Annotated in this window: 17 protein-coding genes, 1 tRNA gene and 1 pseudogene; 12 read left to right on the plus strand and 7 right to left on the minus strand. The window is 68.8% G+C overall.

Annotation, left to right across the window (positions count from 1 at the left end; translation table 11 throughout):
* Positions 1-230: 230 nt before the first annotated feature.
* The 5 genes from LXT23_RS08845 (at position 231) to LXT23_RS08865 (ending at position 5,529) form a co-directional block, all read left to right on the plus strand.
* Complete coding sequence (locus LXT23_RS08845) at positions 231-1,121, plus strand: aldo/keto reductase (protein ID WP_253979672.1); 891 nt, start codon at positions 231-233, stop codon at positions 1,119-1,121.
* Between the two features lie 120 nt (positions 1,122-1,241).
* Positions 1,242-2,144, plus strand: a complete 903-nt coding sequence (locus tag LXT23_RS08850) for a (R)-mandelonitrile lyase (protein WP_253979673.1) — start codon at positions 1,242-1,244, stop codon at positions 2,142-2,144.
* Between the two features lie 46 nt (positions 2,145-2,190).
* Complete coding sequence (locus LXT23_RS08855; RefSeq protein WP_253979674.1) at positions 2,191-3,285, plus strand: alpha/beta hydrolase; 1,095 nt, start codon at positions 2,191-2,193, stop codon at positions 3,283-3,285.
* 172 nt (positions 3,286-3,457) lie between these two features.
* Positions 3,458-4,435, plus strand: a complete 978-nt coding sequence (locus tag LXT23_RS08860; RefSeq protein ID WP_253979675.1) for an alpha/beta hydrolase — start codon at positions 3,458-3,460, stop codon at positions 4,433-4,435.
* A 26-nt stretch (positions 4,436-4,461) separates the two neighbouring features.
* Entirely contained in the window at positions 4,462-5,529 is a 1,068-nt protein-coding gene (locus LXT23_RS08865) for an alpha/beta hydrolase (protein WP_253979676.1), read from the plus strand.
* 59 nt (positions 5,530-5,588) lie between these two features.
* Here LXT23_RS08865 and LXT23_RS08870 read toward each other — a convergent pair.
* Positions 5,589-5,718, minus strand: a pseudogene (locus tag LXT23_RS08870) (transposase domain-containing protein); the annotation flags it as partial.
* A gap of 223 nt (positions 5,719-5,941) precedes the next feature.
* On the opposite strand from LXT23_RS08870, the gene LXT23_RS08875 reads away from it, so the two are divergent.
* Positions 5,942-7,504 (plus strand): PQQ-dependent sugar dehydrogenase, encoded by a 1,563-nt coding sequence (locus tag LXT23_RS08875; protein WP_253979677.1) that lies wholly within the window; start codon positions 5,942-5,944, stop codon positions 7,502-7,504.
* 106 nt (positions 7,505-7,610) lie between these two features.
* Here the strand turns inward: LXT23_RS08875 and LXT23_RS08880 are convergent.
* Together LXT23_RS08880 and LXT23_RS08885 are read right to left on the minus strand one after the other, a co-directional pair.
* Positions 7,611-7,709: transfer RNA gene (locus LXT23_RS08880), tRNA-Sec, on the minus strand.
* A gap of 33 nt (positions 7,710-7,742) precedes the next feature.
* The gene (locus tag LXT23_RS08885) at positions 7,743-8,372 is read right to left on the minus strand and encodes a TetR/AcrR family transcriptional regulator (RefSeq protein ID WP_253979678.1); all 630 of its coding nucleotides are present in this window, start codon (positions 8,370-8,372) and stop codon (positions 7,743-7,745) included.
* A 105-nt stretch (positions 8,373-8,477) separates the two neighbouring features.
* On the opposite strand from LXT23_RS08885, the gene LXT23_RS08890 reads away from it, so the two are divergent.
* Positions 8,478-9,470 carry an NAD-dependent epimerase/dehydratase family protein gene (locus LXT23_RS08890; protein WP_253979679.1) on the plus strand — a complete coding sequence of 331 codons (993 nt, stop codon included), beginning with the start codon at positions 8,478-8,480 and terminating at the stop codon, positions 9,468-9,470.
* Here the strand turns inward: LXT23_RS08890 and LXT23_RS08895 are convergent.
* Positions 9,424-10,497 carry a metallopeptidase family protein gene (locus LXT23_RS08895; protein WP_253979680.1) on the minus strand — a complete coding sequence of 358 codons (1,074 nt, stop codon included), beginning with the start codon at positions 10,495-10,497 and terminating at the stop codon, positions 9,424-9,426. The genes LXT23_RS08890 and LXT23_RS08895 overlap by 47 nt on opposite strands.
* Before the next feature lie 91 nt (positions 10,498-10,588).
* Here LXT23_RS08895 and LXT23_RS08900 point away from each other — a divergent pair, with 91 nt between their 5' ends.
* Positions 10,589-10,945, plus strand: coding sequence for a response regulator (locus LXT23_RS08900; RefSeq protein WP_323378847.1), 357 nt, complete (start codon positions 10,589-10,591; stop codon positions 10,943-10,945).
* Between the two features lie 169 nt (positions 10,946-11,114).
* The gene (groL, locus tag LXT23_RS08905) at positions 11,115-12,761 is read left to right on the plus strand and encodes a chaperonin GroEL (RefSeq protein WP_253979682.1); all 1,647 of its coding nucleotides are present in this window, start codon (positions 11,115-11,117) and stop codon (positions 12,759-12,761) included.
* 166 nt (positions 12,762-12,927) lie between these two features.
* Here groL and sinM read toward each other — a convergent pair whose 3' ends face one another.
* Both sinM and sinK read right to left on the minus strand, forming a co-directional pair.
* Positions 12,928-14,118: a signal integration modulator SinM gene (gene sinM / locus LXT23_RS08910; RefSeq protein WP_253979683.1), complete on the minus strand. Its 1,191-nt coding sequence runs from the start codon at positions 14,116-14,118 to the stop codon at positions 12,928-12,930.
* Positions 14,115-15,632, minus strand: coding sequence for a hybrid histidine protein kinase/response regulator SinK (gene sinK / locus LXT23_RS08915; RefSeq protein WP_253979684.1), 1,518 nt, complete (start codon positions 15,630-15,632; stop codon positions 14,115-14,117). The genes sinM and sinK overlap by 4 nt, the downstream gene beginning before the upstream one ends.
* A 121-nt stretch (positions 15,633-15,753) precedes the next feature.
* Between sinK and LXT23_RS08920 the strand changes: the two genes are divergently transcribed.
* A complete protein-coding gene (locus LXT23_RS08920; protein WP_253979685.1) occupies positions 15,754-16,149 on the plus strand; it encodes a demethoxyubiquinone hydroxylase family protein in 396 nt (131 codons plus the stop codon).
* Here LXT23_RS08920 and LXT23_RS08925 read toward each other — a convergent pair whose 3' ends face one another.
* Positions 16,150-17,526, minus strand: a complete 1,377-nt coding sequence (locus LXT23_RS08925) for a GGDEF domain-containing response regulator (RefSeq protein ID WP_253979686.1) — start codon at positions 17,524-17,526, stop codon at positions 16,150-16,152.
* A 51-nt stretch (positions 17,527-17,577) separates the two neighbouring features.
* On the opposite strand from LXT23_RS08925, the gene LXT23_RS08930 reads away from it, so the two are divergent.
* Together LXT23_RS08930 and LXT23_RS08935 are read left to right on the plus strand one after the other, a co-directional pair.
* Positions 17,578-18,393, plus strand: coding sequence for a chemotaxis protein CheW (locus LXT23_RS08930; RefSeq protein WP_253979687.1), 816 nt, complete (start codon positions 17,578-17,580; stop codon positions 18,391-18,393).
* A 118-nt stretch (positions 18,394-18,511) separates the two neighbouring features.
* Positions 18,512-19,810, plus strand: coding sequence for a response regulator (locus LXT23_RS08935; RefSeq protein ID WP_253979688.1), 1,299 nt, complete (start codon positions 18,512-18,514; stop codon positions 19,808-19,810).
* The last annotated feature ends 42 nt before the right edge of the window (positions 19,811-19,852 follow it).

Consider the following 19,852-nt stretch of genomic DNA (forward strand, 5'->3'; position numbering starts at 1 on the left):
AGAGCGTCCGTTCGTGCAGCCGATGGGGCCCTCTGGCGGAACATCGTGCCCCAGGCGCCGGTGCTCCGCAGTCTTAGCAGCAGGCATTTTCAACCGGAGCTTCAAAGCCCTTCACCTTCTTGCCACCTAGTCCGGTGCGGCCGGGAGGGCTACTTCTCCTGGTGTCGGTGCGGAGCCTCGTGTCGAGCCCGCCACCCACCGCGCAATGGAAGCGCAGGGAAGACGAGAGCATGATTGCGAAGAGCCCCTCCATCATTCTCAACAATGGCGTGCAGATGCCGGCCCTTGGGCTCGGCGTCTTCCAGAGCCCACCGGCCGAGACTGTGGGGGCCGTCGAGGCAGCCATTGCTGCCGGCTACCGGCTCATCGACACCGCCGCCGCGTACTTCAACGAGCGCGAGGTCGGGGAAGGCTTCCGTCGCTCCGGCATCCCCCGCGACGAAGTGTTCATCGAGACGAAGGTGTGGATCACCGACTACGGCTACGATGCCACCCTGCACGCGTTCGACAAGAGCGCCCGCAAGCTCGGCGTCGACCAGCTCGACCTGCTGCTCCTGCATCAGCCGCTTTCGTCGGCGTTCGACCGTACCCTCGAGGCCTACCGGGCGCTTGAGCACCTGCTCGCGGACGGCAGGGTGCGCGCCATCGGCGTGAGCAACTTCATGCCCGGGCACCTCGAGCGCCTGCTGAGCGCAGCGCAGGTCGTGCCCGCGGTGAACCAGATTGAGGTGCATCCGTACTTCCAGCAGCCGGAGCTGCAGCGCATGCACGCGAAGCACGGGATTGTGACCCAGGCATGGTCGCCCATCGGCGGCATCACCTCGTACTTCGGAGGTCGCGAGAAGACGACGTTCAACGACCCGACGCTGCTTGGGATTGCGCGCCAGCACGGCAAGTCGGCCGCCCAGGTGATGCTCCGCTGGCACCTGCAGAAGGGCCTTTCTGCCATCCCGAAGTCGATCAAGCCCGCGCGCATCGCTGAGAACTTCAATGTCTTCGACTTCGAGCTCACGCGCGAGCAGGTGGCAGCAATCGACGCGCTCGATACCGGAGTCCGTGGCGGGCCGGACCCCGACAGCATCACCCTCGCCAACTACGGCCGCGCCATCCCCGAGGCCTAGGGCGCGACCTGGCTGCTCGCGCAGAATCCGTGGATCGTGCCCATCCCGGGGACCACCAAGCTGCACCGCCCACCGGCCTCTGATGGACCCGGCCATGGCGCATTTGAAAGGGCTGCTGACATGAGACTCACGACACTGACTGCCGCGGTATTGCCGCTACTGGCCGTGGCCTGTGCCCACTCGAACAACACCGGGAAGTCGATGGACGCCCGAGTGTCCGAGGCCCCTCCAGGTGACGGCGCACAGGGACTGCAGATTGCCCGGGCCGGCTCACAGCCCTCGCGTGAAGGCCCCGCCGAGAACTTCACCGGGGCCGTGCGGGTCGACCCGCTCTTCCAGGCGAAGCCCCCAGCACGCGCTTCGGGCGCCGCTGTGACCTTCGAGCCCGGCGCCCGCTCGGCCTGGCACTCGCACCCGCTGGGCCAGGTCCTCTACGTGACGGAGGGCGTGGGCCGGGTGCAGCGCTGGGGCGACCCCGTCGAGGAGATTCGCAAGGGTGACGTCGTCTGGATTCCGCCAGGGCAGAAGCACTGGCACGGGGCTTCGCACGAGAGCCGGATGACGCACATCGCAGTCTCCGAACACCTCGACGGCAAGGCCGTGGACTGGATGGAGAAGGTGAGCGACGCGCAGTACGGTGCGCCCGCCACGGGCCGAGCGGCCACCTCCGCGGCACCCGCACGCCCCGGCGTCGGTGCAGACGGCCAACCCACCCGGGCCCAGCAGCTGTTCGGGGACATCTCGCCGAAGATGGTCGAGCTCACGGACGGCGTGCTCTTCGGCGACATCTGGGAGCGCCCGGAGCTGTCCAAGCGGGACCGCAGCCTCGTTACCGTCAGCGCCCTCATCGCGATGAATCGCCCCGACCAGCTGCGGAGCCACTTCGCTCGGGCGCGCGACAACGGGGTGACGCGGGAGGAGCTCATCGAGACCATCACCCACCTGGCGTTCTATGCGGGCTGGCCGAGCGCGGTGATGGCGCTCGGCGTGGCGAAGGAAGTCTTCGAGGCCAAACAGCCGTGATTCGGCAGCCGGACGTCCTTGACGGCGTCACCAGGAGGTAATCCAGATGCGTGCACAGTTGGTGGGGCGCTTCATATCGTGGTCGCTCGTCGTGGCGGGCGTGGCGCTGGGGGCATGTGCGGGGCCTACCCGCACCGTCACGGCCGAGCCGCAAGGGCTCGTGCTGCGCGAGCAGGGGAGCTTTGCCGTCGGCGGGACGGTGGTCACGAGTCCGGGGACCTTCGACCCGCGCCGCCCCTCGGCAGAAGGCGCAACGCTCCACGGGGACCACGCGTACGTCTTCTACCAGGTGCCCAGTGGTGCGCGCCCGCTCCCACTCGTGTTCTGGCACGGCGCCGGCCAGTCGTCCAAGACGTGGGAGACCACCCCGGACGGCCGGGAGGGCTTCCAGTCCCTCTTCCTGCGCCGCCGGTTCCCCGTCTACCTGATAGACCAGCCACGGCGCGGCAAGGCGGGTCGCAGCACCGTCCCGTCCACCATCCCGGCTACTCCGGACGACCAGACCTGGTTTGGCATGTTCCGGATTGGCATCTGGCCCGACTACTTCTCTGGGGTCCAGTTCTCGCGGGAGCCGGCAGCGCTCGAGCAGTTCTTCCGCGCGACCACCCCAAACACGGGTCCCTTCGACGCAGAGGTGAGCGCGAGTGCCGTGTCCGCGCTCTTCGACCGGATTGGCGCCGGCGTTCTCGTCACGCACTCGCAGGGTGGCGGCCCCGGCTGGCGGGTGGCGATGCGCAACCCGAAGGTGCGAGCCGTCGTCTCGTACGAGCCGGGCAGTGGTTTCGTCTTCCCAGAGGGCGAGGTGCCAGCGCCCATGCCCAGCCTCACCGGCCCGCTCGAGGCCACGGGCGTCCCGATGGAGCACTTCCGGGCGCTGACTCGCATTCCCATCGTCATCTACTTCGGAGACAACATCCCGGAAGAGCCGTCACCCAACCCGGGCCAGGACAACTGGCGCGTGCGGCTCGCCATGGCGCGCCTCTGGCGTGATGCGGTGAACCGGCACGGCGGCAACGTCACCCTCGTCCACCTGCCCGAGCTCGGCATCCGGGGCAACACGCACTTCCCCTTTTCTGACACCAACAACGTGCAGATTGCAGACCTCCTTTCGAAGTTTCTCGCCGACAAAGGCTTGGATTGACTCGGGAGACAGGGCGCCGGCCCGAAGCGAGGCTGCGATGAGCCACTTTGAAGTCCGTCGTCGGGGACAGAGCGCAGCGGCCCAGATGCGCAGCGTCCGCTTCGCAGCCGTCCTCCTCGTTGCTGCAGGGGCCGCGTTCGCGCCCGCATTCGCGCAGGAGAGGGGAAGGGCCATGAGGGAGGGCCAGGCTGGCCATCTCAGTCCTCGCAGCACCCTGCGAGACCTGCTGCACCACCCGGCGTTCGCGGGCTTCGGCCCGTTGCTGTTGCCGTGGGATGGGCGCGCGTACGACGAGGCCCTGCCGCTCTCGAAGATTGGCTCGCTGTTGCCGTACCACACGGAGGTCCACCCCGAGACGGTGACGCATGCGCTCAATCGCATGGTCGACGACGTCAACGGCGGCAAGCCCGTCTTCTACCGGTTCTACGATGAAGCCCACCGGCAGGACGAGCCCGACAAGAACCGCACCGGGCTGTTCTACTTCCGTGGCAAGCCCGGAGCGCCCTTCGCGATCATCAGTCCCGGGGGCGGCTTCAGCTACGTCGGCAGCGTCCACGAAGGTTTCCCATACGCTGCCGAGATCAGCCGCCGGGGGTACAACGCCTTCGTGCTGAGGTACCGAGCCGGACAGGGCGCCGCGGTGGCAACCCAAGACCTCGCCGCGGCCCTGACGTACATCTTCCACAACGCGCGGACGCTGGGCGTCAGCACGCCCGGCTACTCGCTCTGGGGAAGCTCGGCCGGGGCGAGGATGGCAGCCGCCATCGGTTCACACGGCGCGGCGGCGTTCGGCGGCTCGCAACTCCCGAAGCCGGCGGTCGTGGTGATGGCCTACACGGGGCATTCGGACCACTCCTCCGACGAGCCCGCCACATTCGTTGTCGTAGGCGAGCGGGATGGGATTGCTCCGCCAGCGGCCATGGAGCGGCGCGTTGCGGCGCTCCGAAAGGTTGGGAGCGTCGTGGAGTTCCGCCGCTACCCGAACCTGGGTCATGGCTTCGGCGTCGGCACCGGCACGCCGGCCGAAGGGTGGATCGCCGAGGGGACCCGCTTCTGGGAGCGAATCCTCCGCGAGCGGGGTCGCGGCTACCGCCTCGTCGACACCGAGGCTGCTAGCACGCCGTCGGATGCGGAAACCCAGCGTCGCTGAGACAGTTCAACGAGAGGAGTTTGCAAATGAGAGACACCACTTTGAAGGCTACTCTTCTAGTCGTGATGACCGGGCTCATGGCTGGCAAGGTCGGGGCGGCGGATTACAAGGCGAACTACAAGCAGAACCCATTCACCTTGGTCTACCAAGGTGCAATCACGAAGAATGAGCCGGGCAAGGTCAACATCCATCCGGTCACGTACAAGCTCAACGGCTTGGATATTTCTGCCAACGTCTACACCCCGGCGAAGTACGATCCGAAGAAGAAATATCCTGCAATCGTCGTGGCGCACCCGAACGGCGGGGTGAAGGAGCAGGTGGCGGGCCTGTACGCCCAGCGACTGGCGGAACAAGGCTATATTACGATTGCCGCAGATGCCGCGTATCAGGGTGCGAGCGGAGGACAGCCACGCAACGTGGACAAACCCGCATACCGCATCGAGGACATTCACGGCATGGCGGATTTCATCGCCCGGTATCCGGGCGTCGATGTCGCGCGTTTGGGCCTCCTCGGCATCTGCGGCGGCGGCGGCTATTCGCTGGCCGCCGCGCAAACCGACAAGCGATTCAAGACGATTGCCACAATCAGCATGTTCAACTCCGGACGAGCTCGTCGCAATGGTTATGCGGATTCGCAGCTGAGCACCATTCAGCAACGTCTGCAGCAGGCTTCGGCCGCCCGCGACCAGGAAGCGGCGGGCGGGAAGATTCTCTATGCTGGAGATGCGGAACTGACAGATGAGCAGATCGCCGCACAGCCGTTTGAGCTGTATCGGCAGGGTTACGAGTACTACTGGAGGTCGCACGCGCACCCCCGCTCAACCTTCAGGTACACCATGAGCAGCCTGGTGGATCTGATGCGCTTCGACGCCACGAATCAAATCGAATTGATCAACAAGCCCCTGATGATGATCGCCGGCAGCAAGGCTGACAGCCTGTACATGACCGAGGACGCGTTCGCCAAGGCGACCGGCACGAAGGACAAGGAGTTGTTCAAGATCGATGGCGCGACGCACATCGAGACCTACTGGGTTCCCAGATATGTAGATGCCGCGATGGGCAAGCTGACGCAGTTTTACGCCAGGACTCTCTGAGTTCACGTCCGGCTATTGCAGACCCGCACTTCCGAGCACGGCGCGCAGCCGGCACTCGCTCAGGACGAGTCGGCAGGGGCCGGAGACCCGCGGTGCGGCAGCAGCTCGTCCAGGCCGCGAGGCCGGATGTGAGCCGAGGCGCAGCAGCACATCGGCCAGATAGGCCTCGGGGTTGGCGCCATTGGCCTCCCCTCAACATGGCTTTCACACACGCCTACATGCTGCTTGGAGCGCGCACCCCATTTTCAATCATTGTTTAATAGCCCTTTGCGCTCCGGTTGCTAGTGCTTCGCGGACTCGTGGTGTATCTCCGTTCCACCAAGGCGCTCGCTCGCCCAGGCAGACGCACTCGAGCGCACGACAAGGAACACGGGTCGCGGCAACTCCCTCTTTCTCTTGAGGCAATAACACCATGACTGGAAGACGCTTCTGCCTCTCTCTCCGCAACGGCATCAAGACCCCGGCCCTCGGGCTCGGCGCGTTCGAGGCGACCGTGGGGGCGTACCGGGCCGCCGAGAAGCTGCTCGCGGACGGGCGCGTCCGCTGCGGAGCCATGCTGCTTCACCAACGACTTGGGCTCGTCGCAATGCTCTGTGCCTCTGCCCTCGTGGCATGTTCAGACCGGCCCTCCGTCGAGGGTGATGCCGGCGTCGAAATCGATGCCGGGAGTCTGACCGATGCTGGAGAGCCAAACCCAACGAGTGACGCCGGTGAGGCCGACGGCGGCGGGAGCTCCGATGCCGGCACCTCCGATGATGCTGGGACTTCCGATGCGGGCACTCCGCTCACGAACAGCTGCCTGGGGCCTTCGAGCGCCAACGTGGCCAACGCGAGGTTGCCAGCGGGGTACTGTGCATGGACCTGGGCGACCGTTACTGATCCGCGAGGGTTGATCGTCGCTCCGAACGGAGACGTACTGGTGGTCGAGCGCCGCGCGGGTCGAATCACCGCGCTTTACGATTCGAACAGTGACGGCGTTTCGGATTCGTCCGAACGGGCGACGCTGGTCGAGGTTGGCGGGCTCAACCATGGCATCACACTGCACGACGGATATCTTTATGCCTCCTCCGCGACGCGCGTCCTGCGTTGGCCGTTCGCGACCGGAACGAGAGCCGCGCTGAGCGGCCAGGAAGAAGTGGTGACCGGCATCCCTTCGGGCGGCGTCGCGGGCGGCCATGTCACCCGGACGATTGTCTTCGACGCCGAAGGCCGACTCTACGTGAGCGTCGGTTCAGCCACGAACGTGGATGGCGATTCGACGCGCGCTCGCATTCGTCGCTTTACCGCAGCCCAGGTTCAGGCAGGCAACGTGGCTTTCACGGACGGCGAGGTGTTCGCCGATGGCCTTCGGAACGAAGTGGGCCTGCGTTTCGACAGCCAGGGCAGGCTGTGGGGTGTGGAAAACGAGCGAGATAATCTCAACCGCGCCGACCTCGGGGGCGACATTCACACCGATAATCCCGCTGAAGAGCTGAACCTCTTCTCCGAAGCGGGACGGTTCTACGGCTACCCCTATTGCTTCAGTGAGTTCTTGCTTCCGGCGGGCGTGGGAATGGGCCGAGGGACGCAGTGGACGGATCCGGGCTTCATGAATGATGGCACCCACTCCGATGCGTGGTGCCGCGACGTCAACAATGTGGTGCCTCCGATGTTGGCGATGCCCGCTCACGTTGCCCCGCTCGACATCGTCTTCTACGACGGCGCGTCCTTCCCGCCCGAGGTGGTCGGCGACGCCTTCGTCAGCTTCCACGGTTCCTGGAATCGACGGCCCGCCCAGGGCTACGAGGTGGCGCGAGTGGTGTTCGAGAACGGGTTGCCGGTTCGCTACGAGCCGTTCTTCGAGTTCAACGGCACCGACGACACCTCAGTCGACTGGCCGCATCGGCCGGTAGGATTGGGTGTGGGCCCCCATGGCGAGTTGTTTGTGAGCAGCGACGCGTCAGGCCGAATCATCGCAATCGGCTACCAGCGATAACCAGACGCCCCGCGCTCGATTCGTGCGCATGTACAGAATTGCGTGGCTTGCGTCGACGCAGGCGCTTTCTGGTGCCCTGGTGATTGAGCGCATAGGAAGTCGCGGGTGGCGGTAGGGCACGGGAATCGAACTCGCCAGGGACGCCTCTCGGCGCCCCTCACCGGTTTTGAAGACCGGGCCGGCCACCAGGTCCGGAGGCCCTACCGCCGTCGATTACTGCCGCACCCCACGGGCTCCGTCAACCAACCGCCTGTGCCTTCAACCCCGGCAGTCCATGCACCAGCGTGGTCACCAGCACCCGGGTCAGCTCATCCACGGGCGAACCCTGGAACCCCGTGCACGTCAGCCGCAGGCTCACCAGTCCGTGCAGGCCCGCCCACAGCACCTCTGCCAGCATCCAGGGCTCCGCGGCCTCCGCAATCCTCCCGGTGGACTTCAGGTCCTCGAACACGCGCACCAGCACGCCAAAGGACCGCGGGCCCGCTGCGTCCGGCGCGTCGCTGAACAGCGCCGTCGACAGCTTCGCGTCCTCCATGAAGATGAGCCGGTACGTCTCCGGGTTCTCCAGCCCGAAGCGCACGTACGCGTCCGCCAGCTTCGATAGCCGCGCCAGCGGTTCTTCCCCCGTTGCCGCCGGCTCCAGCGCCGCCAGGAGATCTCGGAAGCCGCGCACGCACAGCTCCCTCGCAATCGCCTCGCGGTTCTCGAAGTGCAGGTAGAGCGTCGCCGGCGCGTACTCCACCGCGTCCGCCAGCTTGCGCATCGACAGGGCATCGAAGCCCTCGCGCATCACCATGTCCCGGGCCACGCGGAGGATCTGCTCGCGCAGCTCCGCCCGCTGTCGCTCCTTCCGCTCCGAAATCCCCATATCTGAACTGTAGGCCTTGACGTTCCGAACGACCACCAGTAAATGAACGGTGTTTACAGAACGGTGTTCATAATCCATTCGCTGTTCGGAGCAGGGGAGTACGACATGGACAAGGTGGCGTTGTTTGGCGCTTCGGGCGTCGTCGGTCAGAGCGTTGCGCGGGCCCTGCAGGCCCGGGGGCAGCCCTACCGGGTGGTCGGCCGCTCGCGTGCCTCCCTGCAGAAGGAGTTCGGCGCCGACCCGCTGGCGGAGGTCGCCACCTGGGACACGGAGAATCCGGACTCCATCCGCGCCGCGGCACGAGGCGTCCACACGCTCATCTACATGGTGGGGGTGAACTACTGGCAGTTCGGCCTCCACCCCCTCCTCATGCGCCGCACGCTCGACGCCGCCATCGCCGAGGGCGTCAAGCGCATCCTCCTCATCGGCACCGTGTACCCCTACGGCCGGCCTCGCACCGAAACCGTGAAGGAGGACCACCCGCGCGAGCCCCACACCTTCAAGGGGCGCATGCGCAAGGAGCAGGAGGACATGCTCATGGCCGAGCACGCCGCCGGCCGCATCCAGGCCACCATCCTCCGCCTCCCGGACTTCTACGGCCCCGGCGTGGACAAGAGCTTCCTCCACCGCGCCTTCCTCGCCGCCGTCGGGGGCACGCGCGCCCAGCTCATCGGCCCCATCGACCGCCCCCACGAGTTCGTCTACGTGCCTGACGTGGGCCCCGTGGTGACGAAGCTGATGGACGAGCCCCGCGCCTACGGCAAATGGTGGAACTTCGCGGGCGCCGGCGTCACCTCGCAGCGGACCCTCGTCGAGGAGATCTTCCGCCAGGCCGGACGCCCCCCCAAGCTCATGACGTCAGGGAAGGGGATGCTCCGGCTCATGGGCCTCTTCAACCCGTTCATGCGCGAGCTGGTGGAGATGCACTACCTGCTCACCGAGCCCGTGCTCATGGACGACTCGGCCCTGCGCCAACTGCTGGGCGATGTGCACAAGACGCCCTACACCGAGGGCATCCGGCAGACGCTCGCGGCCACCCGCGCCGCCGCCGTCAGTCCAGCCCCCGCTGCCACAGGTCGTCCTCATCCAGTCCCATGAAGTGACCGACCTCGTGCATCACCGTGATTCCAATCTGCTCGATGAGCTCCTCGCGCGTCCGTGCGAAGCGCTCCAGGTTGCGCTGGTACAGCACGATGGACGCGGGGTAGGGGTCGAACGTGTCCGTCAGGTGGCGCTCGCCCACCGGCGTCCCGAGGAACACCCCGAGGATGCTCGGGGACAGCGGCGGGTCCTGCCCCATCAGGTCCTCGTCCGAGGGAATGTCCTCCACCGCAATCGTCACGTTGTCCAGGTACTGCTTCGCGTGCCGGGGCAGTGACTTCACCGCCTCCTCCACCGCGCGGTCGAACTCCGCCTCCTCCAGCCGCACGGGCGGAGGGAACTCCCTGGGCCCCAGCGCCTGGGCCCGCTCGAAGCGCCGCTTCGCTTCCTTCTCGTCCCCGCGCCGCTCCGCCATCAGCCCCAGGTAGTGGTGCGCCAGCGCCTCGTCCGGCAGCTCCTTGAGGACCTTCTCGAAGGCGGCCTGCGCCTCCTCGAAGCGGCACAGCTCGAACAGGGCGATGCCGCGCTCCAGCTGCGCGTCCGCCGAGCGAGGCATGTGCCCCAGCGCCGCGTCCACGCTCTTCAGCGCGCGCTCGCACTCGCCCAGCTGGTTCAGCGCCATGCCCTCCAGGAGGAGGAACTCGTAGACCCTCTCCACGTCGGCGGCCTTCTGGGCCAGGCGTAGGCCTCGCGCACACAGGCCCAGGCCCTCCTCCGCGGCCTCCCGGTCCTCTTCGGTGCGGCACACCAGGCAGTCCGCCGCTCCCAGGAGCACCTTCAGGTCCTCCGGGGCCACCTTCAGGGCCAGGCCGAAGGCCTTCTCCGCCTCCTCCAGCCGCCCCAGCTCCATCAGGGCCGACGCCCGGTAGTGGAGGGCGGCGGGGTGCTCCGGCGCGTCCGCCAGCAGGCCCTCCGCCCCGGCCAGCGCCGTCTCGAAGTCACCCGCCTCGAAGGCCTCCGCCACCGCGTCCAGTCGTGCCTCCACGCCCTCCACCCCCCCTGGCTTCGCGGTGCGCTTCCCCATGGGCCGGCACATATGAAGCCACAACGTGCGTTGTCAACGACGGCCACGGCTGTTAGTTTCCGCCCCCCGTCCACGTGCGACGGCCCGTCCCGTGAACATCCTAGTCGTCGACGACGATCTCGAGCTGTGCACCATGCTCTCTCGCTTCCTGGAGATGCATGGGTTCACGGTCTACTCGGCGGCGGATGCCCTGCAGGCGCTCGACATCCTGGAGCGCAACCAGGTGGGCATGGTCATCACCGACTACCTCATGCCCCACCTCGACGGCATCCACTTCACGGAGATGCTGAAGGCGGACCCTCGCTTCCAGGCGATTCCAGTCCTCCTGATGACGGCCAGTACGGATGAAGGCATCACCGAGCGCGGCCTGCGCAAGGGCGTGGCGCTCACCCTTCAGAAGCCCTTGGACATGGGGCAGCTGCTGACGCTCGTGCGCTTCGCCGAGTAGCCCTCCGCCGGCCTCGCCCCCAGGGGGCCTGGACGCGTCCGCTCGCCCACAGGCACGCCCTTCCTGGTTGACTTCGTTCCGCTGGCCCTTATGTTGGCGCTCGCCAGGGTCGAGTGCTAACGACCTGCACGGTTACATAGAAATCCCCCAGTAATATCAGGAGGTTACGATGGCAGCCAAAGAGATTTTCTTCCACCAGTCCGCGCGTGAGGCCATCCTGCGCGGTGTCCGGATCCTGTCGGACGCCGTCGCGGTGACCCTGGGCCCCAAGGGCCGCAACGTGGTCATCGAGAAGAGCTTCGGCTCCCCCACGATCACCAAGGACGGCGTCACCGTCGCCAAGGAGATCGACCTCGAGAACAAGTTCGAGAACATGGGCGCGCAGATGGTGAAGGAGGTCGCGTCGAAGACCTCCGACAAGGCGGGTGACGGCACCACGACGGCGACGGTGCTGGCGCGCGCCATCTATGAGGAGGGCCTGAAGCTGTTGGCCGCCGGCCACAACCCGATGGACCTCAAGCGCGGCATCGACAAGGCCGTGGAAGTCGTCGTGGCGGAGCTGAAGAAGCTCTCCAAGCCGACCACCGACAAGAAGGCCATCACCCAGGTGGGCACCATCTCCGCCAACGGCGATGACACCATCGGCGTCATCATCGCGGACGCGATGGAGAAGGTGGGCAAGGAGGGCGTCATCACCGTCGAGGAGGCCAAGGGCCTGGAGACGACGCTCGACGTGGTGGAGGGCATGCAGTTCGACCGCGGGTACGTGTCTCCGTACTTCGTGACGAACCGCGACCGCATGGAGGCGGTGCTCGAGGACCCCTACATCCTCATCAGCGAGAAGAAGGTCTCGTCGATGCAGGACATGATTCCCATCCTCGAGCAGGTGGCGCGCTCGGGCAAGCCGCTCATCATCATCGCCGACGACATCGAGGGCGAGGCGCTGGCCACCCTGGTGGTCAACAAGATCCGCGGCGTGCTGAACGTGTGCGCGGTGAAGGCCCCGGGCTTCGGTGACCGCCGCAAGGAGATGCTGCAGGACATCGCCACGCTGACCGGCGGCACGGTGGTCAGCGAGGAGCTCGGCCACAAGTACGAGAACCTGACGCTGAACGACCTGGGCCGCGCCAAGCGCGTCACGGTGGACAAGGACACCACCACCATCGTCGACGGCGCTGGCACCAAGGAGACCATCGACGCCCGCATCAAGCTCATCCGCTCGCAGACGGAGACCGTCACGAGCGACTACGACCGCGAGAAGCTCCAGGAGCGCCTGGCGAAGCTCGTGGGCGGCGTGGCCGTCATCAACGTCGGCGCGGCCACCGAGACGGAGATGAAGGAGAAGAAGGCCCGCGTGGAGGACGCGCTGCATGCGACCCGCGCGGCCGTCGAGGAGGGCATCGTCCCCGGCGGTGGCGTGGCCTACCTGCGCACCCTGCCCGCGCTGGAGAAGCTGAAGCTGGGCGGTGAGCTGGACTTCGGCGTGGACATCATCCGCCGCGCGCTCCAGGAGCCGCTGCGCAAGATTGCCAGCAACGCCGGCATCGAGGGCGCCGTGGTCATCAACAAGGTCCGCGAGGGCCAGGGTGCGTTCGGGTTCAACGCCCGCACCGAGGTCTACGAGGACCTGGAGAAGGCCGGCGTCATCGACCCGACCAAGGTCGAGCGCACCGCGCTGCAGAACGCCGCCTCCGTGGCGTCCCTGCTTCTGACCACCGAGGCGATGATTGCCGACCGCCCCAAGAAGAAGGCGAAGAACGGCGGCGCCGGCGGTGGTGGCATGCCGGACTACGGCGGCGACGACATGGAGTACTGAGCCACTCCTTCCGGCCCGGGACGCACGTTCCGGGCGGGTGAGAGGGTGTGCTGGACGCGGCCCTGGATGCCTCTTCGCGAGGCGCCGGGGCCGTTGTCTTTTCCGGGCAGGGCAGGGTGGGGAGCGGCGACCTGGAGCCCTGTCCGAGGGGCACTCTCAGGGTGGCTCAGGGCACCCGGCCCACGCTGCCGCCCGTGCCGCTCTCCTGCGACGTGTAGAGCAGGGACGTGCCGTCCAACAGCAGAGCGCCCGGGCCGGTGCCGGCGGGGCCGACCGGGTCCGAGGTGCCGGGCGCGCACGCGCGGACCTGACGCAGGAAGTTCGCGCCGACGTCGGTGGCGTCCTTGAAGTAGAGGCTCCCGTTCAGCTCCACGGGGAAGCGTGGGCCCTGGAGTCCCGAGGCGACGACTTCGGCCGGGCCTCCGCTGCGTGGCAGCCTCACGACCCGGCCCGCGCCGCCTCCGCCATCGGTGATGAGGAAGTGGGTGGGGGTCAGTTCCAGGGACGTGCCCGCCGTGACGCTGTCATCCCGGAGCGTCGCCGCGGCACTCCCGTCCAGGGGGACGCTGTACAGGCCCGGGCTGGTCCCATTCGCAACCAGGAACCAGACGTCCGTGCCCGAAACCCGCGCGCCGCGCACCTGGTTGTTCGCGGCGCCGAGGAAGAGCTCCTGGCGGTTGCCACCGTTCGTGTCCACCCGCACCAGACGACGGTGCCCCGTCGAAACGACGAGCACGTCCCGGCCGTTCAGCTGCGCGGTGAGCACCTCCGTGTTTCCGAAGGTGACGTTGCTGAAGGTGGTGTCGAGGGCGCGCTCGTCCTTCCTTCCCGTGGCCTTGTCCACCCGCCATAGTCCGCCGAGGTCGAGCACGTAGACGCTCGTCGCATCCACCGCGAGGGCATCCGGTGCACGCAGGCCCGTGACCAGGGGGACCGCGTCTCCACCCGCGCGCGAAAGCCGCAGCACCCGTCCCGGTCCGGGATCCTCTTGCTGCGGGTCCAGCGAGTGCGACTCGGAGATGTAGATGTCCGTGGCGTACACTGCGAGCCGCCGGGGCGTGTTCAACCTCGCGGCCAGCTCCGTGCCCTGCTCCAGCGCGGGGGCCACGCAAGTGCCGCCATCCGTGCCCGCGTCCGTCCCCGCGTCGGGAACCGGCTCACCGGCGTCCGTCCCCGCATCGATGGGCTCGGCGCCGCCATCCGGCTCGGTGCCTCCGTCATCCGTGGGCCCGGCGTCGTCGCCGCCCGTGCCGGAGTCCTCCGTGCCGCCCGCGTCCGGCTGTCCCGGGTCCACGGGAGGCGACTCCGAGGAGCAGGCCACCGCGAACAACAGGACGGACAGTCGCGCGAGCTTCATGGGGCGTCTCTCTTGAAAGCACGGCTCAGCTCACGGCTGAGGGCCGTGGTGTCGGACAGCAGCTTGGGCAGGCACGCGGCGGCGCCGGCGCGCAATGACTCCAGCGCCGTCTCCATGGTGAGGTGCTCGGCCAACACTACGAAGGGCGCGCCCTGGGCCAGCGCCTTGCCCAGCTCCAGCGCCTTGCGCCCGTAGGCCGGCGCGAAGTCCCAGCTCACCACCACGCCCACCGGCGAGGCCAGCGCCGTCAGCTCGATGGTGGGCAGCACCCGCGCCTCCAGGCCCACCAGTGCCAGTGCCTCGGAGATGATGCGCGCCGTCGTCGGGTTGTCCTCCAGCACGTCCACCCGCCGTGCTTCCGGCCCCGCTCCCAGCGAGGGGAGGACGGGCTGCTCGGACAGTGCGGTGCGCAGCAGCGCCCGCACCTGGCGGATGTCGTCGAAGGGCTTGAGCAGGTAGTCCACCACGCCCAGCTCCAGCGCCTGCTGCGTCGTCACCAGCGACGGGTAGCCCGTCATCAGGATGACGCGCGAGTTGGAGTACAGGCGCCGCGCCTGCTGGGCCAGCTCCAGTCCGGACAGGCCCGGCAGGTTCTTGTCCGTGACGATGAGGTCCACCGGCCCCTGGCGCAGCTGGTCCAGCGCTTCCTCGCCGCTGGCCGCCTCGATGACCTCGCACTCCTTGCCCATCAGGTCGCGGAAGACCATGCGGATGATGGTCTCGTCGTCTACCACCAGCAGCCGCTGGCGCCGCGTGGGCGGCGCGTCCGTGGTGGGGAAGAGCACCCGGAACACGGTGGCCGGCGGCGGCACGTCCCGAATCAGCCCCGGCGAGCCCAGGCCAATCTGCGCGCGGTGCTCCTGGGCGATGCGCCGGCACACCGCCAGCCCCAGGCCCGTGCCCCGCTTGTTCGCGGTGACGTACGGCTCGAACATGCGCTCGCGCAGGTCCTCCGGGATGCCCGGGCCCCAGTCCGCCACATACAGCACCGGCGACGAGCCCTCGAGCGTGAGCACCACCTTCACCCGCCCGCGCCCGGCCATGGCGTCGCGGGCGTTGTTCAGCAAATTCAGCGTGAGCTGCTCGATGAGGCGCGCGTTGCCCTGGATGGTGATGTCCTCGGGGGCCTCCACTTCCAGGGAGATTCGCGCCGAGTCCGGGTTGATGCTGAACAGCCTGGCCGCCGCCCAGATGGGCGCCGCCAGCGACAGGCGCTGCTGAGGGGCAGGGCGCTCGCTGGCCAGGCGGATGTAGTCGGAGACGATCTGCTCCATCCGCTCCACCTGGGCGAGCAGCAGCCGCAGCGGGCCCGAGGGACCGCCGTCCTCCGCCAGGAGCTGTGCGTACGCCTTCACTCCGAGCAAAGGCTGCCGCAGCTCGTGCAGCACCTCGGCGGCGAGCTGGGTGGAGTGCGCGCCCACACGTTGCAGAGCCGCCGCCGCCGCTCGCGCGGCTGGCAGATCACCCACCTCCAGGGCCTGGAGCAGTTGGGCGAGCGGCGCGGGTGTTTCCATGTCCGGAGCATGGCGGATGCGTCGGCTTCTACGCAACGCGGGTGGAGGGAATCCGTTGACCGGGGGCTCGGACATGCGGATGCTGCCCGCGTTTCCCGCCGCTGGCCTCGGGAGGGCCTTCATGCCGCAGACCAACCCGTTCCACTCGCTCGTGCCCCGGAAGCTCACGGACTCCGAGCTGGCCCGCTCCATCCGGCTGAACATCGAGGCGGAGCTGGACGCCATCAACCTCTACGCCGCCCACCTCGACGCCACCGACAACGAGGAGGCCAAGGCCATCCTCCGCCACGTCATGGACGAGGAGCGCGAGCACGCCGCCCTCTTCTGGCAGCTCATCGCCCGGCTGGACCCCGAGCAGGCCCAGCACGACAAGGAGGCGTCGGAGAAGTACCGCCTCATCACCACCGGCGCGTCGCACGAAGAGGTGGAGGCCGTGGGCAAGGAGGGCGGTGGCGAGCGCTCCCCGGCCGACATCAGCCTCGAGAAGCGCCTCACCGTCGGCAGCCTGCGCCGCTAGCTAGGAACCGGAGCCGCCCTGCTGCCGCCGCTCGGCGGGCGGGGCCTCCAGGTCCAGCGCCGCCATGTAGACGACATTCCGCGAGCCACGCTTGCCGCGGTACATGGCCCGGTCCGACAAATCCAGCAGCGCGGCCTTGGCCTTGGCGTGCTCGGGGAAGCTCGCCACGCCGATGCACGTGGTGACGGTGAGCGCCAGGCCCTCGCGCGCCAGGAAGCGGTGCGTCTCCATGGTGCGGCGGATGCGCTCCGCCACCTTGAGCGCGCCGCCCGAGTCGGTGCCGCGCAGCATCACCACGTACTCGTCCCCGCCGTAGCGGGCCACCACGTCCGGGTCTCTCACGCAGCCCTTCACCACCCGGGCCGTCTCCACCAGCAGCTTGGAGCCCACCAGGTGGCCGTGGGTGTCGTTGATGGACTTGAAGTGGTCCAGGTCCATGAACAGCAGGCTGAAGGGGCGCTGCGTCTGGAGCGACTCCTGGATTTCGCGGTCCAGCACCATGTGCAGGTAGCGCGTGTTGAAGAGGCGGGTGAGGTCGTCGACGTACGCCAGGTCCTCCACCGCCGCGAAGCGCCCCAGGTTGCGCAGCGCCAGGCCCCAGTTGCGCACCAGGTAGCCGGCCGTCTCGCCGGTCCACTCCGCACCGGCGCCGCCGAAGAAGAGCACCGCGTGCCCCAGCACCACCTGGCCCTCCACGGCGGGGATGGAGAGCACGCGCGCGTAGGACACGCCCAGCCCCTCCAGCTCGCGGGGGGCGCGTGCGTCCGTCAGGCGCTCGGTGAGCGCGGCCACCAGGCGCTGCTCCACCTCGGTGGACAGCCCGCGCGTGCCGTGCAGGCGCAGGCCGGAGGTCGGGTCTCGCTCCAGCAGCACCACGGCGCTGGCGGAGGCCATGCCCTGCAGGGCGCTCGCGGTGGCGGCGGCCAGCTTCTCGCGGTCCAGCGTGGTGGCGATGCGCTGGCCCGCCTCCAGCATGGCGACGTGCCGGCGCAGGGAGGCGTTCTCCTGCATCAAGTCCCTCGTGGTGAGGGCGCGGCGGACGGCGTGCTGGAGGGCCTCGGGGGCCACCGGCTTGACGAGGTACTCGGCCGCGCCGCTCTTGATGGCCCGCACGGCGGGGTCGACCTTGTCCAGGCCGGTGATGACCACCACCTCCACGCCGGAGTGGCGGTCTCTCACGTAGCGCAGGACCTCCATGCCGTCGCCGCCGGGGAGGATGAGGTCCGTCACCACCGCATCGAAGCGCTCCGCGTCGAGTGCGTCCCGGGCTTCCTGCAGTGTGCCCACCGCGGTCACGGCGTGGCCCACGGCGGTCAGGTAGTCGCCGTAGAGGGTGCGGGCGATCTTTTCGTCATCGACGAGGAGGATGCGCGCCATCGCATCCACGGGCTTAGCACCAAGAGGCGGAAGGCTGCTAGGGTCGCCGCCGTGTCACCCTTCGAAAGCGGACGCCGGCTCTGCCTTCTCGTCGAGGCAGGGGAGACGCGCTACGCCGTGGAGGCCACCTCCGTCATGGAGGTGGCGATGTCCGGCGCCAATGGCTCCAGCCTCCGGGGCGTGCTGGAGGTGAAGGACCTGTCGGCCCTGCTCGGCGGCCCGCCCGAGGAGGGAGCGGGCATGGTCGTGGTGCTCGACGTGAGCCCCACCCTGGCCGTGAGGGTGCGCTCCGTGGTGGAAGTCGCAGATGTCGCTCGCGCCCCGTTCTTCCTGCTTCCCCCCGGTTTGGCGGACTCGCTGGCGCCCCTGAGCCGGGGCGCGGTGCTGCACAAGGAGCGGCTGTACCTGGAGCTCATCGCCGAGGCGCTGCCCCACCGGGTGGGCCCCCGGTCCTCGCCTGCCTCCCCGCGCCCCGTGCACTGGGCCGAGGCCGCGCCCGAGCGCGCGCTCGTCTTCGAGTCCCAGGGGCTGCTGTACGGCGTCCCGCTGGGCTTCGTGTCCCAGGTGGTGGAGCGGGGGGATGCCTTCAGCGTCCTGCCCGTGCAGAGCGGGCCGGTGGCCGGTATCTTCCCCCACGTGCAGGTGCTCTGGCCCATCTGTTCGGTACCCGCACTCCTGGGCGCAGCGCCGGCCCCGGAGGACTTCTTCATCCTCACGGAGCTGGCCGGCCGGAACGTGGGGCTGACGGCCACCCGGGTGCTCGGCGTCCTGCAGCGCTTCGTACCGGACGACACCGCGGGCTCCTTTCGCGCTCCCGGATTGCCCGACCCCGTGCTGTTCCTGGACCTGCAGCGCATGTTTTCTTGATCGTCCCGGAGCGCGACCCGTAAGCTGCCTCGCTTGATACAGTGCCGCGACCCAGCTTTATCGCGGCAGGAATCTCCAACGAATTCAGGGGGGTGGACGCCCCCCGAGGCCCGAACCGATGCCCAAGAATCTGCTGGTCGCCGACGACTCGCTCACCATCCGCAAGGTGATTGGGATGATCTTCGCGACCGAGGACTTTCAGGTGACCGCGGTGGACAACGGGCTCGACGCGATCTCCCGTGCCCGCGAGCTGCGCCCGGACGTGGTGCTGGCGGACGTGATGATGCCGGGCAAGAGCGGCTACGAGGTGTGCGAGGCCCTGAAGGGCGACCCCGCCACGCAGGGCATCCCGGTGATGCTGCTGGCCGGCACCTTCGAGGCCTTCGACGAGGGCCGCGCCCGCGCCGCCCGCGCGGACGACCACGTCGCCAAGCCCTTCGAGAGCCAGGTGCTCATCGACAAGGTGAAGGCGCTCGTCGGCCAGAAGTCCAACACCATGCCGTCCTCCATGGCCACGATGGTGCGCCCGCCTTCCGCGCAGCCGGCCGCCGCGCCGGCTCCCGCGCCCCAGGCCGCGCCGCCCGCCGCCGCCCGTCCGGGTGTGCCTCCCGCGCCGGGCATGGCCCGTCCTCCGGGCGCGCCGCCTCCGGGTGCGCCGGGTGCGCCGCGTCCTCCGGGCCCTGGCGCCCCGCCTCCGGGCATGGCCCGTCCTCCGGGCGCGCCGCCTCCGGGTGCGCCGGGTGCGCCGCGTCCTCCGGGCCCTGGCGTTCCGCCTCCGGGCATGGCCCGTCCTCCGGGCCCCGGCATGCCGCCTCCAGGCGCGCCGCGTCCTCCGGGCGCGGGGATGCCGCCTCCGGGCGCCGCCGCGCGTCCCGGCGTGCCGCCTCCGCCGGGTGCGTCCGCGCCGGGCATGCCGCCGCGTCCGGGCATGCCGCCCGCGCCGGGTGCGCAGCCTCCGGGAATGGCGCGTCCGGGGGCGCCCGCCGCTCCGGGCATGCCGGGTGGTTTCCCGCGTCCTCCGGGGGGCACGCCGCTGCCTCCCGCGCCCGCCGCCACTCAGCCCGCGGCGCGGGGAAGGGATCCGTTCGGCCTGGGCGCTCCGGCGCCGCAGGCGGCCCAGCCGTCCATCAGCATCGAGGACTCGCTGCCCGACACGAGCGGGGCGGAGGAGATCTCCCTGGACATGGGCACTCCGCCGGCGCCCGCGCCCACCTCGGCGCGTCCCGCCACGGCCCAGGCTCCCGCCGCCCGGCCCGCCGCCGCGGACGGGGGCGAGGCCCAGCTGCGCGAGGCGCTGTCGAAGGCCTCCCGCGAGGTCATCGAGAAGATTGCCTGGGAGGTCGTACCGCAGCTCGCGGAGACCATCATCCGCGAGGAGCTCGAGCGGCTCATCAAGGACCGAGAGACGCAGCACTGAGGCGTTCTTCGCCGTAACCTCCTGACCCTCCCGCCGGCCCCG

Source organism: Pyxidicoccus xibeiensis, from assembly GCF_024198175.1.
Lineage (GTDB): Bacteria > Myxococcota > Myxococcia > Myxococcales > Myxococcaceae > Myxococcus > Myxococcus xibeiensis.

Excerpts from the sequence above, each read along its gene's own strand:
- sinK (WP_253979684.1), bottom strand. The coding sequence starts at position 15,632 with ATGGAAACACCCGCGCCGCTCGCCCAACTGCTCCAGGCCCTGGAGGTG.
- LXT23_RS08855 (WP_253979674.1), top strand. The coding sequence starts at position 2,191 with ATGCGTGCACAGTTGGTGGGGCGCTTCATATCGTGGTCGCTCGTCGTG.
- LXT23_RS08875 (WP_253979677.1), top strand. The coding sequence starts at position 5,942 with ATGACTGGAAGACGCTTCTGCCTCTCTCTCCGCAACGGCATCAAGACC.
- LXT23_RS08890 (WP_253979679.1), top strand. The coding sequence starts at position 8,478 with ATGGACAAGGTGGCGTTGTTTGGCGCTTCGGGCGTCGTCGGTCAGAGC.
- LXT23_RS08895 (WP_253979680.1), bottom strand. The coding sequence starts at position 10,497 with ATGGGGAAGCGCACCGCGAAGCCAGGGGGGGTGGAGGGCGTGGAGGCA.
- sinM (WP_253979683.1), bottom strand. The coding sequence starts at position 14,118 with ATGAAGCTCGCGCGACTGTCCGTCCTGTTGTTCGCGGTGGCCTGCTCC.
- LXT23_RS08920 (WP_253979685.1), top strand. The coding sequence starts at position 15,754 with ATGCCGCAGACCAACCCGTTCCACTCGCTCGTGCCCCGGAAGCTCACG.
- LXT23_RS08885 (WP_253979678.1), bottom strand. The coding sequence starts at position 8,372 with ATGGGGATTTCGGAGCGGAAGGAGCGACAGCGGGCGGAGCTGCGCGAG.
- LXT23_RS08845 (WP_253979672.1), top strand. The coding sequence starts at position 231 with ATGATTGCGAAGAGCCCCTCCATCATTCTCAACAATGGCGTGCAGATG.
- LXT23_RS08865 (WP_253979676.1), top strand. The coding sequence starts at position 4,462 with ATGAGAGACACCACTTTGAAGGCTACTCTTCTAGTCGTGATGACCGGG.
- LXT23_RS08850 (WP_253979673.1), top strand. The coding sequence starts at position 1,242 with ATGAGACTCACGACACTGACTGCCGCGGTATTGCCGCTACTGGCCGTG.
- LXT23_RS08935 (WP_253979688.1), top strand. The coding sequence starts at position 18,512 with ATGCCCAAGAATCTGCTGGTCGCCGACGACTCGCTCACCATCCGCAAG.
- groL (WP_253979682.1), top strand. The coding sequence starts at position 11,115 with ATGGCAGCCAAAGAGATTTTCTTCCACCAGTCCGCGCGTGAGGCCATC.
- LXT23_RS08925 (WP_253979686.1), bottom strand. The coding sequence starts at position 17,526 with ATGGCGCGCATCCTCCTCGTCGATGACGAAAAGATCGCCCGCACCCTC.
- LXT23_RS08860 (WP_253979675.1), top strand. The coding sequence starts at position 3,458 with ATGAGGGAGGGCCAGGCTGGCCATCTCAGTCCTCGCAGCACCCTGCGA.